Origin of the sequence: Nostoc sp. JL23, assembly GCF_017115065.1 — a bacterium.
GTDB classification, from domain to species: Bacteria; Cyanobacteriota; Cyanobacteriia; order Cyanobacteriales; family Nostocaceae; genus Nostoc; species Nostoc punctiforme_A.
In genome coordinates, this window is record NZ_JABXKN010000059.1 from 60826 (window position 1) to 76761 (window position 15936).

9 protein-coding genes are annotated in these 15936 nt (G+C 44.4%); 4 read left to right on the forward strand and 5 right to left on the reverse strand.

From position 1 onward, the window contains the following. Positions 1–12: 12 nt before the first annotated feature. A complete protein-coding gene (locus HWQ42_RS12050; RefSeq protein WP_292812238.1) occupies positions 13–1365 on the reverse strand; it encodes a pentapeptide repeat-containing protein in 1353 nt (450 codons plus the stop codon). An 820-nt stretch (positions 1366–2185) separates the two neighbouring features. Next, on the reverse strand, positions 2186–3406 hold the full coding sequence (gene chlP, locus HWQ42_RS12055; RefSeq protein WP_292812240.1) for a geranylgeranyl reductase: 1221 nt from the start codon (positions 3404–3406) through the stop codon (positions 2186–2188). Between the two features lie 186 nt (positions 3407–3592). On the opposite strand from chlP, the gene yidD reads away from it, so the two are divergent. Both yidD and HWQ42_RS12065 read left to right on the forward strand, forming a co-directional pair. Then, the gene (gene yidD / locus HWQ42_RS12060) at positions 3593–4099 is read left to right on the forward strand and encodes a membrane protein insertion efficiency factor YidD (protein ID WP_292812243.1); all 507 of its coding nucleotides are present in this window, start codon (positions 3593–3595) and stop codon (positions 4097–4099) included. A gap of 94 nt (positions 4100–4193) precedes the next feature. Continuing rightward, positions 4194–5210 carry a sulfate ABC transporter ATP-binding protein gene (locus tag HWQ42_RS12065; protein ID WP_292812245.1) on the forward strand — a complete coding sequence of 339 codons (1017 nt, stop codon included), beginning with the start codon at positions 4194–4196 and terminating at the stop codon, positions 5208–5210. A 284-nt stretch (positions 5211–5494) separates the two neighbouring features. Here the strand turns inward: HWQ42_RS12065 and HWQ42_RS12070 are convergent, their stop codons facing one another. Then, positions 5495–8311 (reverse strand): pitrilysin family protein, encoded by a 2817-nt coding sequence (locus HWQ42_RS12070; RefSeq protein ID WP_292812247.1) that lies wholly within the window; start codon positions 8309–8311, stop codon positions 5495–5497. A gap of 360 nt (positions 8312–8671) precedes the next feature. On the opposite strand from HWQ42_RS12070, the gene HWQ42_RS12075 reads away from it, so the two are divergent. Continuing rightward, entirely contained in the window at positions 8672–9139 is a 468-nt protein-coding gene (locus HWQ42_RS12075) for a hypothetical protein (protein ID WP_292812250.1), read from the forward strand. 410 nt (positions 9140–9549) lie between these two features. Here the strand turns inward: HWQ42_RS12075 and HWQ42_RS12080 are convergent, their stop codons facing one another. Further along, positions 9550–10026: a Uma2 family endonuclease gene (locus HWQ42_RS12080; protein ID WP_292812252.1), complete on the reverse strand. Its 477-nt coding sequence runs from the start codon at positions 10024–10026 to the stop codon at positions 9550–9552. Positions 10027–10192: 166 nt separating this feature from the next. Here HWQ42_RS12080 and HWQ42_RS12085 point away from each other — a divergent pair, with 166 nt between their 5' ends. Next, positions 10193–13741 (forward strand): YlcI/YnfO family protein, encoded by a 3549-nt coding sequence (locus HWQ42_RS12085; RefSeq protein ID WP_292812254.1) that lies wholly within the window; start codon positions 10193–10195, stop codon positions 13739–13741. A 28-nt stretch (positions 13742–13769) separates the two neighbouring features. Here HWQ42_RS12085 and HWQ42_RS12090 read toward each other — a convergent pair whose 3' ends face one another. Then, the gene (locus tag HWQ42_RS12090) at positions 13770–15839 is read right to left on the reverse strand and encodes a prolyl oligopeptidase family protein (protein WP_292812257.1); all 2070 of its coding nucleotides are present in this window, start codon (positions 15837–15839) and stop codon (positions 13770–13772) included. Positions 15840–15936 lie beyond the last annotated feature (97 nt).

The following is a 15936-nucleotide window of genomic DNA, read 5'->3' on the forward strand; positions in this document are numbered from 1 at the left end:
CTAGTCTTATAATTATCTTCCCAACTTATTAGGAATACCTTCACAACCACCAGGAATAGTAGCTCTAGTTTTTTCGCCACCCCAAGTACAACAGTAGCAACGTGCAGACTCAGACATCCGTTGCACATTACTGAAATCGGCATTTTCCACTACAGCGCCAGTTTGTTCGCCGGTTTGATAATTTGGTGGTTGAGTGCGACTACGGGGTGATGCTTTATCTACTACACCATAGAATAGGCGAATCCCGTTGATGTCAGCACCAGTGAGATTAGCATTATATAAAATTGTGCGGGAGAGGTTGGCTTTTACTAAATCACAACCACTCAGGTTAGCGCGGACAAGATTAGCTTCGCTCAGGTCAGTCCAACGCAAATCAGTACCAGAAAGGTCTGCTGCGGCTAGCGTTACGCCTAAATCGATGACACGCACACCTTCTAGGCGGTCTTCTGCATATCCGCCACACCCGTCGAGAATGGCTCGACCTAATAGCCGATCGCGTTGTAAGGGTGAGAGCAACTTGGAACGTGAGAGAAAGCGGAGAATTTTCGCTTTACCACTGCCATCTACGCTACTTAAAATTGCCGCAGTGCGTCCTTCGGCGATCGCTCTCTCTTGGGGCCAATCTTCTAATAATCCTTCTTGATCTAATACTAAGTCTGAAACGCCTTGGAAATAGGAATCAATTGTCTGTTGCTGGGTGATGATGTTTTGCTGAACCGTTAGCAGGTTTTGCTGAATTGTCAAGTCTTTGGAAATAACATATTGTCGCCACGCCACGTAAACGGCGATGACGGCGATCAGAATTTGCCCCAAAGCACCAAACCAATCTGCTAGGGTTCCAGCAATGTCCCAGTCAATCTGGCGTCCCCAAAGCAGTAAGCGATCGCCCACACCTGTGAATCTGATCAAGCCGATGATGGCTACTAATAGTCCCAAAAAGGCTACAAACAGGGTGCGTTCTTGGGGTGAAAACCACTCGTCTAAAACTTCTTGGAACCAAGGCAATAATATCGCCAGGGATAACAGCAAAGTTATCAGTGTTCCGATAATGCCAACGATCCAGTTATTGAGGATAATTCCAATAAAGGTGATGGCGATCGCTATTAGAGTAATCAGCAATGCCCTCGGCTTAACTGTGAGTTGTTTGGGAGTGGGTTGCTTGACCTCAGAACGGGCTTGTTGTAAAGCATTTGTATATTGCGGAGATTTTAAAGACGCGATCGCCGCTAGTGCTTGTTGTGTCGCCAGTACTTCTGAGCTTAGGTTTTTCTCAGTTGCACTTCCGTCAAAGTCATCAGGCTGCAAATCGTTTTCGGGGATAGGTTCTGGGGTTGGTAGATTAGAGGAATCGGATTCAATTGTCATGTTTTCTATTTTGCCCTCTCAATCCACGTTATGCAGCGTTTCTAGCGTAGTAAATTCTTAAAAAACAGGCTGAAGATTATTTTTGCTTGTCCTTTTGGCAACTACGACTATTGCCCTAACAGTCATCGCTAGACCTCTTACTCACCTGACTTTAACAGCCTGGAGCGATCGCCTTCAGTTGCGAGTCTGAGATATCCTCTGGACGTTGAGACTCTTTGCACTGCCGTTAATTCTTTCGGGAACGCTAAGAGCTAACAAGTCGGGGAACCCGCCCAACGCACTGGCTTCTCTGTGCCTCTGCGGTTTCAAAGTAATTTATATAACCACAGAGACGCAGAGAACACAGAGAAAAGAGAAATTATTGTCCAAAAATTTCACCACCTTGAAAGGGCTACTTCAAAAACTAGCCCTTTCAAGGTGACTCGTAAAATCTCTGTTTTTCTCTCTGCGCTCTCTGTGCCTCTGCGGTTTAAAAGTAATTTATTTAACCACAGAGACGCAGAGAACACAGAGTTAAGAGATTAAAGAGGAATTTTTTGAGCAAAATTTTTACTCACCTTGAAAGGGCTACTTCAAAAACTTACGCATTGACAAAAAATACTAGATATACATTATTTGAAGAACTTGGTCATAGAGGCAATATTCTGTGGGAAGCAGCTTTGCGTCTACATGAATTGCCCCTATAACATGGGTCTATTTACTATCAAATGATAAAAATATATATTGTGGGGTGAGCATCTTGCACGCCCTGATTAATAAGCGTTCAAGATGTCCACCCCACAAAATTGGTAATTTATAATTTCCAGCCCTTTGCCCTCAGTTAAGGTGCAAGGGCATTACCCCGAATTAGACTACCAATGGTTTTGGCAGTAATCTTCAATTGGGTGATGGGATTAGCTGGGACAACCGTTTTATACAGATAGCTATCGAATGTTAGCCGTTGTACATCGAGGTCATCACACATTTCCACAAACGCTTCGCGGGTAGCGTCGGAACGATAGAACACACTTTGCAGAATGTCCAACACCTTATAAGTGAGTCCGTATCTTTTATCCCAACGCTTCAGGTAAACCTTGAGGTCGCCTTCTGTAGGAATACGGCTACCACTGTTAGATGTTTCTACAATGGTTTCGGCACACATCCGCCCAGATTTAGCGGCAAAATAAATACCTTCACCAGAGGACTTGGTAACATAACCAGCAGCATCTCCCACCAAAGCGATGCGACCAACGACACGACGGGGACGGGGATGTTCAGGAATGGGGTGCGCTTCAACTTTGATGATTTTACCGCCTGCCAATTTTTCGGAAGCACGGGCGCGGATACCAGCTTGTAACTGTTTGATGCTGGCTTTATTGATGTGCATTGTGCCAGTACCGACAGCTACGTGGTCATATTTGGGGAAAACCCAAGCGTAGAAATCGGTCGAAACGTCATCACCGACATACATTTCGGCGAGGTCGTTATAGTAGGCCATTTTGTCTTCGGGTAAACGAATTCGCTCTTGGAAAGCGATCGCATAATTGTAATCCCCAGCGTCCATTTCTTTAGCAACGCGGGAATTAGCCCCATCTGCCCCAATAATTAGATCCACTTTCAGAGTTTTGGCAATACCCTGTGATATACCATCTGTGTGGTCAATGTAATGAATCGTATAGGGATCGGTATTGTTTCCTGGTATCTCGAGTTTATGAACAGTGGCATTAATTAAATTTGCGCCTAGTTTGGCCGCGCGATCGCGCAAAAAACCATCTAGCACTTCCCGGCGGCACATTCCTATATATTCATCTTCATTTACCAGATTAATATCAACTTCCCGATTAGAAGGTGAAATCATTTTCATCTTCCGTACCCGGCGATCGATAATCTCTGGTGGTAAGTCAAATTCACTCACCATACATAGGGGAATTGCGCCCCCACAAGGCTTTGCATTGTCTAGCTTCCGCTCAAATAGGTAGGTTTCAATCCCAGAGGCTGCCAGTGTTTCAGCGGCAGATGAACCAGCAGGGCCTGACCCAATAACAGCAACCCGTAGTGTCAAAGGTCTTTCTCCCAATCTTCACATTTACCGAGAGCATACTACCACGGTCTTTCTAGTGATTTGGCGCTTTTCCTCTAGGTTTCTGCACAAATGCAATATTCCTTAATGTTTCGATACGAATTAGAGTTGGCTATTGGGCATTGGGAAGAATGAAGAATATTGCCTATCTAGTCCCCAGTCCCCAATATGCAGATTTCTTTATTCGATTCTTTGACTAGACAAGTTGGTACTGCCGCAATTACTGGATATCAAAAGCACATTTCCCCACACAAAGGTTTTGCTTGTGCCCACAGAATACTATATGGCGGCGAATCTTGCTCTCAATACATTAAGCGAGTAGTTGCCAAGGAAGGGTTAAAAGTAGCTTTTGTTAATTCCCGCGAACGATTTCAAGCTTGCAAGGAAGCTAACCAAATTTTGCGAATGCATAGCGAGAACTCAGAAGAATCCCCAGAGGAGAAAGCAGACAGGCAGCAACGACAAGCATCTGGTAAAGTTACTCAAAAATCCTCATTTATTAGTAACGACAATACTAACTGTTTTGATTGTGCCGATTTGGGCTGCAATTGTGCCGAGATCGTTAGCATGACTCCTGATTGTGGTTCTCTAGATTGTGGTGCTGCTAATTGCAGTTCCCTAGATTGTAGTGGTGCTGACTGTAGCTTCCTTGACTGTGGCAGTTGCGGTAGCTAAATATTGTTCATCTCTCAATAACGATATATGGTATATATAAGACACAGTAATCCTAGCAAGGATCTGTAGATTTAGTTGCAGAGGGATAGCAGCAGTGGGCATAGTAGTTGAGAACGTCTCCAAACAATTCGGGAGTTTCAAGGCAGTCGATCAAGTCAGCCTAGAAATTAAGAGTGGTTCGCTAGTTGCGTTGCTAGGGCCATCGGGATCGGGTAAATCCACGCTACTACGGTTAATTTCAGGTTTAGAAATGCCAGATAGCGGCAAAATCCTGCTTACCGGTAAGGACGCTACATACCAAAGTGTGCAACAGCGAAATATTGGTTTTGTGTTTCAACACTATGCCTTATTCAAGCATTTGACTGTCAGGCAAAATATTGCCTTTGGCTTAGAAATTCGTAAGGCACAGCCAAAGAGGATTAAGGGGCGGGTAGAACAGTTACTCGAATTGGTGCAATTGAGTGGATTAGGCGATCGCTATCCATCACAACTTTCTGGTGGTCAAAGACAACGGGTAGCTTTAGCCAGGGCTTTGGCAGTAGAACCGGAAGTTTTATTGCTAGATGAACCCTTTGGCGCACTTGATGCTAAAGTCCGCAAAGATTTACGAGCATGGTTACGCCGCCTCCATGATGAGGTTCATGTTACCACGGTTTTCGTCACCCACGACCAAGAGGAAGCAATGGAAGTTTCTGATGAGGTTGTGGTGATGAATAAAGGACGTGTGGAACAGGTGGGGACACCAGCCGAAATTTACGATAATCCCGCTACGGCATTTGTAATGAGCTTCATCGGCCCGGTGAATGTGTTACCCAGCAACTCGAAGATTTTTCAAAGTAGCGGCTTTGATACGCCACACCCACAAGTGTTTTTACGTCCGCAAGATGTGATTTTTGAAAAGGTTGCTAACGGTACGACTACGGCTGCGACAGTAAGCCGGTTGATACATTTGGGTTGGGAAATTCAGGTGGAATTAACTTTCGATGACGGGCAAGTAGTGATGGCGCATTTAACACGCGATCGCTTTAATGACTTAGAGTTAGAACCCCTACAGCGGGTGTATGTAAAGCCAAAGGATGCAAAGTCTTTCCCAGTGTCTTATTCAATTTGAAGAAGGCAGGAGGCAGGGGGCAGAAGACAGTCCCTATGAAACAAGTTTCAAAAGCCTTGGATTAAAGAATAACTGGAGACTGTTATTTTTACTCAGCACTCAGCACTCAGCCCTCAGCACGGGTTAAACGCCCCGCTACCGCTAACAGCACTCAGCACTTTCAAGTCAGGGGGAAGGAGCTAAATAATTAGTGAACAATGAAATCCCCGATTTCTCTAAGAATTCGGGGATCTTGTGATTGCGATTTTTACCAATCAAATCGCATTGCGATGTATTTGAGGTAATTAGTTGCCCTTCGTTACAGCATCTCCAGACCCGGCAGTGACAATCACCAGATTTTCTGGCTTAATTAAATCTTCAATTGCCTGTTGCATATTAGCCATAGTAACTGCTTGAATCCGCTGAGGAAACTCTCGGATTTCAGACCGTGAAAGCCCTAAAACAGCATTATCCAAAATGATACTTGATACACTGCTGGGATTAGCTAAATCCACGGGGTAGCTATTTGTAATTGAGCGTTTTGCTGTATTGAATTCAGCTTCAGTTACTCCTTGTTCGCGTAACTGTTTTAGTAAAGCGAGAGTACTGGCGATCGCTTTTTGGGCATCTCCAGGAGCAGTTTGCATTTGAATCAAGAACGGCCCAGGATTGATCCCAGCAGCAAAACCACTATATATACCGTAGGTTAGACCTTGGCGATCGCGCACTTCTGTACCCAGGCGGCTGGCTAAGGTATCACCACCCAAAATTTGATTTAGCACTAGTGCCGCATAATAACGTGGGTCTTTCCGAGAGATGCCACTGTAGCCGATGTAAGTAACAGCCTCAGCTTTACCGGGAATCACTTTGTTTAGTTGTGTCAAAGTTTTCGGAAATGGTACTGTTGGTATTTTGAGAACAGGTGGCTTACCTGTGGCTTGCCATTTACCAAATACCTGATTTAGCAAAGCTTTTACCTTAACTGAATCAAAATCTCCAACTATTGCGATCGTCGTGGTATCCGGTCGGTAGTGTGTCTGGTAGAAACCAAGCAAATCATCACGAGTAATAGTCTTTAAACTTTCGGCTGTGGGAAAGCTGTGGAATGGATGATTTTCAGGGTAAATTGCCTGTTGGAAGACTTGCCTTCCCAAACCTCTAGGGTCATCTAGCTGGACTTTCAGACTTGTCAGTGCCCTTTGGCGGCTCAGTTCTAACTGATCGGCGGGGAAAGTGGCGTTTTCTAACACATCTGCCAGAGTTTGAATCAATATTGGCAGATTTGCTGAAAGTCCCTCACCGCTGACGTTAACTCCCTCACGGCTAGCACTGAAGCTCAAACCTGCTCCCAGGTCTTCTAAGGTTTTTGCTAGAGTCAGAGCATTTTTAGTCTGCGTCCCATTCATTAAGTTGCTTGCAGTTAGATTCGCTAATCCAGCTTTTTGATTGCCATCAAATTCAGCACCAGCGTCAATTTGTCCACTTAAGTTAATAGTGGGAAGATTGCGATCGCTCAACAGCAGAACCTTCACACCATTCTTTAAGGTAAACTCTTCTGGTAGTGATTGTTTAGTTGAATCTGTTTCTGATGTAGCTGGTGGTAGATATTTCGCCAGTTCTGCTGGATCTACAGGCTTACCAGGGCTGAAATTTTCCACCGTGCGTCCAGAACCAGCGCTAGAAGTTCCTGGTTTACCATCTGGTTGAGTCGGCTCAAAGAAGCCGATTGTTTGTTGAGCCGGATTGAGGTAAGTTTTTGCTGCTTTCTGGACTTGAGCAGGAGTCACTTTCGCGATCGCAGCCAGATACCTTTCAATAAAATGATAATCCCCTGCGATCGTTTGGTTATAACCCAGTTGATTAGCCTGACTAGTGATATCTTGATTACCCAAAATATACAAGGCTTGCAGTTGCGTTTTCGCCCGTTTCAACTCTTCTGAGGTAACAGGCTGCTCTTGCAATTTTATTAAAGATTCTTGGAGTACCTGGGCAATTTTCCCCAACTCTTGACCGGGAGCCGCCGTAGCATCAATTTCATACCAACCCGGTTCGATGAGTTCGGCAGCACCACCACTCACTGAACTAGCGAGTCCAGATTCCACCAAAGCCTGATAAAGTCGAGAACTACGTCCACCTGTAAGAATGGCATCCATCAAATCAATTGCTGGAACATCAGGATGTTTGATATCTGGCAGAGGATATACCGCTTGCAATAGTGCTGTACTTCCAGGTTGCTTGAGGACAATCGGTGCTTTTTTTGCAACAGGGGTAGACGGCGAAGCGTCAGCAATAGAAGAAGATGCCGAGGAATTATCAATTGCTCTTCTGGAATTAGGGAGTGCCGTATTCTTTTTTGCTCGTTGCGATAACTTACCAAAAGTTTCTTGGACAACTTTGAGTGCGGGTTTTGTGGCAAAATCTCCCGTAATCACCAACGTGGCATTTTCTGGGCTGTAGTAAGTTTGGTAATAATTCCGCACCTGCTCCACCGTGAATTTCTCGACATCGGCTTTTGTGCCTCCCACCGATAAGCCATAAGCTCGATTGGGGAAAGCAGCTCGCATCACTGCCCGACTCAGACGATAGCCTGGTGAATTTTCGTATCCCTGTAACTCCGAGATCACCACCCGCTTTTCACTGGTGAGTTGTTCAGTCCCAATTAAGGAGTTTTCCATACGATCGGCTTCCAGTGTCAGCAGTGCTTCCAATTTGTCTCGCTGCACTGTGCCAAAGTAAGCTGTTTCGTCATAACTAGTAAAAGCATTGAACTGGCTACCCAAAGCACTAAACAACCGTCCAAACTGTACAGGACGGTCATTTGTGCCTTTGAACATCAAATGTTCTAGCTGGTGAGAAATACCATTTTCTCCCTTAACCTCGTTGCGTGAGCCAACTTTATACCAAACTTGCACACTCACCACAGGAGCAGTATGAACTTCTTTTGTTAGTACCGTTAAGCCGTTGTCTAATACAGTTTTTTGCACTCCTTGGGTGAATGAGACAGTAGATACAGGTGCAACGGCTGTTGGCGTTGCAGCATTACTGAAATTGCCAGACATTGGCACGATAGTTAAAAGAAGGCTGAGGAAAAATCCTAGAATCATGTATGGTCGCCGTTTCATAAGCAATACAAAATTTCCAATTTTAAAATAAAACCCCAAAGGGTATTTCAAAATCTAAATCTAACTCAAGTTGCTAGTGATGGAGGGATAAGACAAAAATGCAATCAAAAACTTATTGCTGCACTACTTTTTTGCCTATATCATACCTGGGTGCATTTGTTAAAACTACCCAAGGGTTATCAGGTTCGTAGCTAAAATTTTTACACAATATTAGAAATTATTGCAAATAGATTAACAAGCATTGCAATGTGTTTCATTTTACACGATTCTAGTAATATCTACTTTTAAAATTGGTTTGATACCTATTGTCATCCTATTCGGGTAAGCATCTCTGTCAAACTAGCAAAAACTTTTTTAGATATGCAAACAATAAACTTAATTGGCTCGTTCACATTAGGTATGCTGTTAACAGCAATACCTGTATTATCAGCTAATGCCTCAGAAGTAGTACCAAATTTATACCAGTTTCAAGGTAAGAATGTCAGCATTAGTTACTCAACGACAAGCTTTATTGGCAAGCCCCTTTTTACCTATAAAGATAAGCAACAGACATTAAACTTTCAAGGTACTGAGCAGATCCATAGTGTAGAAACAGAGATTGGTACACTAGTAACTGTAACTATCCGTAAGACAGTAGATACTGGCAATACCGTGTTTACTTTGATCTTACCCCGTGTAAACCTTGGAAAAAGCAACTCAGCCGCAGTAGAAACTAAGGGAATCACAACAACAAACCTCTTTTCTGTGATTCCTAAATTCAACCAAGGGCAAAGACAAACTTATACGACAATCCATTTGACTGGTACAGCCCAAGCTGTCGCGTTTTAACTACATAAGAAGGATAAAAATATTAAACTTCTTGTTCGCATCGGGAAAAGCGGTAATACTGTTCGGTTAAGGTAAGACGCGATGAATCGCCGTCTCTACAATAATCAGTCCTTCGTATAAACAGTGATTTATCGCATCTTTAACGATCTAGAATTTTCATCAAAAAACCTTAACCAAACCGTATTGAGGGTGAAGGTAAATAATTGTTTGCCTTCACCATTATCACTTAAGTTTTTGTCAAGGTTAATATCGCGTTATTTATGAAATAGATGATAATTTAAATTAAGTCAAGTTTCTTTTTATGCAATTTTTAATAAAGATTATCACTACTTTTAAGATGCATTTTAAAAATAAGTAATTTAGGCAATGCCTACGGCGGTAAACTACGCTCTCTCCCCTATTCTCTACAATTATCGTTTAATTTGCTTAGGAAACTGAGGAACTAACAAAGATTGCTCTAATTCACCTTGTTCATTATAAAATTTAATTTGACCTTGCTCATTACATAACCATACTTCAATAGCTTGAGCTTCTAAATATAAATTTCTTTTAAATTCCATTTCTTCCAAAGTGTTACCGATTGATTTGACTTCTACACAAATTTCTGGTGCAATAGAGGCTGATACTTCATCTTCAATTTGAGAAAATCTTTCTTCTGAACACCAGACAACATCAGCAACTTTCACACCATCTGATGTGTTGATAGCACATTCTGGCATTACTTCTCCTGTATTCAATAAAGATTCCAATAACCGTTGGATTCTTCCTTGATAAAAAGAATATTTAATTTTGACTGGACTCATAACGATTTGACCCCATTTATTTAATTCAATTTTGAAGGGTAAATCTTGTAATTGTTTGTGTTCGCAAACTTCTTCCCATTTCATAATTAATATTTGCCTAGAGTGAGGGATTGATTTAATTTTAACTCATCTATCAATATTAAAACTCACTCTCTGATTGCAGATAAGGAGAGTAGAAGCAAACCTAATCTTACTATTCTATGGGCACAATACAATAAATGGTATCCATATTCTAGTTACACTCATTGCTATGGAACGCGAAGCCTTAACAATCTGTTTTCCGCCTGACTTGCTTGCAAAAGCCAGGAAACTCAAGGAAGGTAGCGAATCATTTAATGATTTAATAGTTAAGGCTTTAGAACGGGAAATGCGACACCGCCAGGGATGGGCTGGCGATCGCACCAAGGCTGAAAACCTCTTTGTTGGTGGCGGCGAGATAGGTGCATTGTTGAGATCGCACGATTGGTCGCAAACGCCGCTAGGAACCGTCGAAACCTGGTCGGACAGCCTAAAAACGGCTGTGCAGATCCTATTAACAGAATTAGATCGAGTCCAGCAGCTAGAATCCGATCTGCTGCCGGAGCGCACATCAACAGATGCCTTGCGTCAAGCTGCTCAAGCTGATGCGTTTCGAGTCAAGCTCACCAATGCGCTACGCCCGCTGACTGACGCTAATGAGATTCAGGCGATCGCTGCCTTTGTTCTGGGCGAGTCTCTAGGGGCAAGCCGCGTTATTTACATTGAAGTGTTACCGGACGGCAAAGAGGTCATCGTTCATAAAAACTACACGAACGGCATTGCCGAACTGAACGGACTGTACCATCTAGAAGACTTTGGGCGCAACCTGACAGATGACCATCGAGCGGGGCGAACGGCGATCGTTCCCGATGTGACCAACTACTCTAAATACACAGCTAGCGAGAAGGCAAGGTATCAAACGATTGATATTGCCGCGCATATTGATGTGCCGTTGATCAAGAACGATCAATTTGTCGCGTTGCTGGCGGTGCATCAGGCAAACCCTCGCCAGTGGACGGAAGATGACGTGAGACTAGTCGAGGAAACAGCAGCGCAAACGTGGGCAGCCGTCGAGCGTGCCCGTGCTGAAGCAGCATTACGCGAGAACCGCACCGAACTCGAAAGGCAACTGCGGAAGTTCGACGCGATCGCCGCTGCAATTCCCGATTTTATTTACACCTTTGATTTGGCGGGACGGTTCACGTATATCAGCCCGGCGTTACTCAATCTTTGGCAGAAAACTTCGGATGAAGCTTTGGGAAAGAACTTTTTTGAGCTGGATTATCCAACCGATTTAGCGACCCGACTTCAGCAACAGATTCAACAGGCGATCGCCACGCGCCAGCCGATAAATGATGAAACACCCTACACTAGCGCAATCGGCACGCGCGCCTATGAATACATTTTCGTGCCACTTTTGGGCATAAACGGCGCAGTAGAAGCAGTGGCAGGTGTAACGCGAGATATCACCGAGCGCAAAAAAGTAGAGCAAGCCTTGCGCCAAAGCGAGGAGCAGACTCGAAATATTCTGGAGAGCATCGCTGAAGCTTTCTTTGCACTGGATGAGAACTGGCACTTTACCTATCTGAATCCATCTGCCGAAACACTACTCGATCGCACTCCAGACGATTTAGTTGGCAAGAATTTGTGGTCAGAGTATCTAGGACTGATTGGCAATGAGTTGGCGCAGGTCTACTTGAGCACCATGCGTGATCGTGTGGCTGCGTCAATGACTGCGTTTTACCCAGATCACGATCGCTGGTACGAAGTTCGCACCTACCCCGCCCCAAATGGCATCACCGTTTATTTCAGGAATGTTACCGAGCAAATTCAAGCCGAAGCCGCCCTGCGTCAATCAGAAGAACGCTACCGGACGCTGTTTGAGTCGATTGATGAAGGCTTCTGCATTGTTGAAGTGCTACTTGACGAAAATGATACGCCGATCGACTACCGCTTCTTAGAGATCAATCCCACCTTTGAGCAACAAACGGGAATTCAACAAGCTGTTGGTAAAACAGCGCGTCAGTTAAATTTAGAAGATCACTGGATTGAAATTTACGGTCAAGTCGCTCTGACGGGTGAATCCATTCGGTTTGAAAATAGCTCCAAAACCCTGAACCGTTGGTTTGATGTCTATGCCTGTTGCACGGATGAGCCGCAAGCGCGAAAAGTTGCCATTGTCTTTAAAGATATTAGCGATCGCAAACAGGCAGAACAAGACCTGCGGGAAGCGCAAGTGCAATTAGAGTCTGCTTTAGCAGCAGGAGCCATTTACACATGGCGGTGGCAGATTCCTGAGGATCGCGTGATTGTGAATAAAGCCTTTGCCCTTCTGTTTGGTGTTGACCCAGAGACGGCGGCGACTGGCTTGCCGATCGAACTGTTTGTACAAGCAATGCACGAAGAAGACTGTCCACGAGTGGTTGCAGCTATTAACCAGGCGATCGAAACTGGTGAAGAATATACCGCTGAGTACCGCGTTTATACAGCGGCAGGTGAGGAACGCTGGCTAGCAGCACGCGGTCGCGTTGAATATGCGGCTGATGGCAGACCGCTGGCTTTTCCTGGGGCACTGGCAGATATCACTGACCGCAAGCAAGCTGAAACTGAACGGGAACGACTGCTGACACAAGAGCAGGTTGCCAGAGAAGCAGCCGATCGCGCCAACCGGATCAAAGATGAGTTTTTGGCGGTGCTGTCCCATGAATTGCGATCGCCTCTCAACCCAATTTTAGGCTGGACACGCTTACTACAAAACGGCAAACTGAGCGAAGCCCGTAGAGCCGAAGCCTTGAAAACGATCGAGCGCAATGCCAATCTACAGAAGCAACTAATCGAAGACTTGCTCGACATCTCACGCATCATGCAGGGCAAACTAAGCTTAACAGCGGCTCCGGTAAGTTTGACTTTTGTGATTTCTGCCGCCATTGAAACGGTGCGTTTAGCAGCAGAAGCAAAAAATATTGCGATCGCTCTCGATCTTGACCCTGAGATCGCTCTGATTTCTGGCGATGTAGCCCGATTGCAGCAAGTGGTGTGGAATTTGCTTACCAATGCGGTTAAGTTCACACCCAACGGCGGACAAGTGACGATTGAACTGCGGCAATTCGATGGGCTAGCTCAGATTCAGGTAATCGATACTGGCAAGGGCATCAATCCACGGTTTTTGCCCCATGTCTTTGAGTATTTTCGGCAAGAAGACGGCTCAACGACACGCAAATTTGGCGGGTTGGGATTGGGGCTAGCGATCGTGCGGCAAATTGTCGAAATGCACGGGGGCAGGGTGACAGCAGAAAGTCAGGGTGAGAATCAAGGCGCAACTTTCATCATCCAATTGCCCCTCATGCAGCAGGCAACATCGATCGCATCTGAGCCAATCCCCACCCAGACAGAAGCTGAAGTGCCTTTAGACGGCGTTCAAATTTTGCTGGTGGATGATGAGCCAGATACCCGCGAGTTTCAGGCATTTGTGCTGTCACAAAGCGGGGCAAATGTGACAGCCGTCGCTTCTGGCTTAGAAGCTTTGCAAGCTCTAGAGCAGTTCACTCCTGACGTGTTAGTGAGTGACATAGGTATGCCTGAGATGGACGGCTATATGCTGATGCAGCAGATTCGATCTCGCTCACCGAATCAAGGAGGAAACATTCGGGCGATCGCACTGACTGCTTATGCCGCAGAAATTGACCAAAAAAGAGCACTTCAGGTAGGATTTCAAACTCACATTACAAAACCTGTAGAGCCAGAAAAGTTAGTAAGGGCAATAGTTAGTTTAGTCGCGTAGGGTAGGCAATGCCCACCCTACAAAGTTGCTAAAATTTCACATCCAAAACACGTACCAAAAAAGCCCATTTGTCTGCGGCTTCCTCGATAATTTTAGCCGTGGGTTTACCCGCACCATGTCCTGCTTTAGTCTCAATTCTAATTAGCGTTGGCGCATCACCAGTGTGAGCCTCTTGCAAAGCGGCGGCAAATTTGAAACTATGAGCAGGGACAACGCGATCGTCATGATCGGCTGTAGTAATTAAGGTTGCTGGGTAAGCTGTATTTGGTTTGATGTTATGTAATGGCGAATAAGCATACAGGGCTGGAAACTCTTCTGGATTATCCGCAGAACCATATTCAGAAGTCCAAGCCCAACCGATGGTAAATTTGTGGAATCGCAACATATCCATAACGCCGACGGCGGGTAAAGCTGCACCAAACAAATCGGGACGTTGCGTTATACAAGCACCCACTAATAAACCGCCGTTACTACCACCTGCGATCGCTAGCTTCTCAGTCTTAGTATACTTGTTAGCAATCAACCACTCAGCAGCACCAATAAAGTCATCAAAGACATTCTGCTTTTGATCCTTTATTCCTGCTTGATGCCATTCTTCGCCGTATTCTCCACCGCCGCGGATATTAGGCATCGCATAGACACCACCCATCTCCATCCACACCAATAGACTTACAGAAAAACTGGGTGTCATTGAAGCATTAAAACCACCATAGGCATAGAGATAAGTAGGGTTATTTCCATCTAATTTAATGCCCTTTTTGTGCGTAATAAACATTGGTACTCGAGTACCATCTTTGCTGTGATAAAAGACTTGTTTTGTCTCGTATTCATCAGGATTAAAATCTACCTGCGGTTGACGGAAAACCTCACTTTTTCCTGTCACCATGTCGTAGCGATAAATAGTGCCTGGTATGGTAAAGCTGGTAAAACTATAAAAAGTTTCAGTATCATAACGCTTACCATTAAAGCCTCCGGCTGAACCGAGTCCGGGTAGTTCTACCTCTCGAATAAATGCACCTTTGAGGTCAAAAATTTTGATTTGACTGTGAGCATCTTTGAGGTAATCTGCAACGAACTGATTATTAAGTATACCGACGCTTTCCAGAGTCTCCGCAGATTGGGGAATGATTTCTTGCCAATTTTCTGGTGCAGGGTTTTTCGTATCAATCGCAATAACCCTTCCCCGTGGTGCATTTAAATCTGTGCGAAAATAAAAGACGCTATCATCATTGTCGATAAAGCTATAATCTGCCTCAAATTGGTTAATTAGTTCTACAACTTCCGCATTAGGATTAGTTAAGTCTTTGGAAAAAACTAAATTTTTAAAGTCAGTGCCTAGCCAAATTGAAATTATTAGATAGCGTCCATCTTCAGTAACACCACCACTAAAACCCCATTGCTTTTGGTCAGGACGATGATAAATTAGTACGTCTTCTGATTGGGGTTTACCTAGTTGATGATAGTAGAGCTTTTGATAATAGTTAACATCTTCTAATCGAGTTTTTTCATTTGGTTCATCGTAGCGACTGTAGAAAAAACCTTGATGATCGTGTGTCCAAGATGCGCCAGAGAATTTAATCCACTTCAGATGGTCTTGGAGGTCTTCACCAGTTTCAACGTTGCGTACTTTCCACTCTTGCCAATCAGAACCGGAGGAAGATAGACCATAAGCTAAAAGCTTACCATCCTCGCTAATCGATAATCCCGAAAGAGCAACAGTGCCATCTTCTGAGAGTTTATTAGGATCGAGTAAAACTTGAGGTTGGTCGTCGAGGGTTTTCAAGGTGTAAAAGACACTTTGATTTTGCAGTCCGTCATTTTTGAAATAAAAGTAACGTTCGCCTTCTTTAAAAGGAATACCGTATTTTTCATAATCCCAAAGTTTGGTGAGGCGCTGTTTAATTTTTTCCCTAGCAGGAATTTCACTCAGGTAGCCAAAAGTAACTTGATTTTGTGCCTCAATCCAAGTTCTTGTTTCTTCGGAGTCAGGATCTTCTAACCAACGGTAAGGATCTGCGACTAAAGTACCGTGGTAATTATCAGCTTGATTGCTCTGATGGCTGGTTGGGTAAGTGAGAGATTTTTCAGAAGAAGGCATAGTCTTAGGTCAAAGTGCTTCTCTACATACTACAAAGATAGACCTAAGACTTGGGGTATACACTCTAATTGTTCTCAAAAAGAAAGCCCCGGCTTCT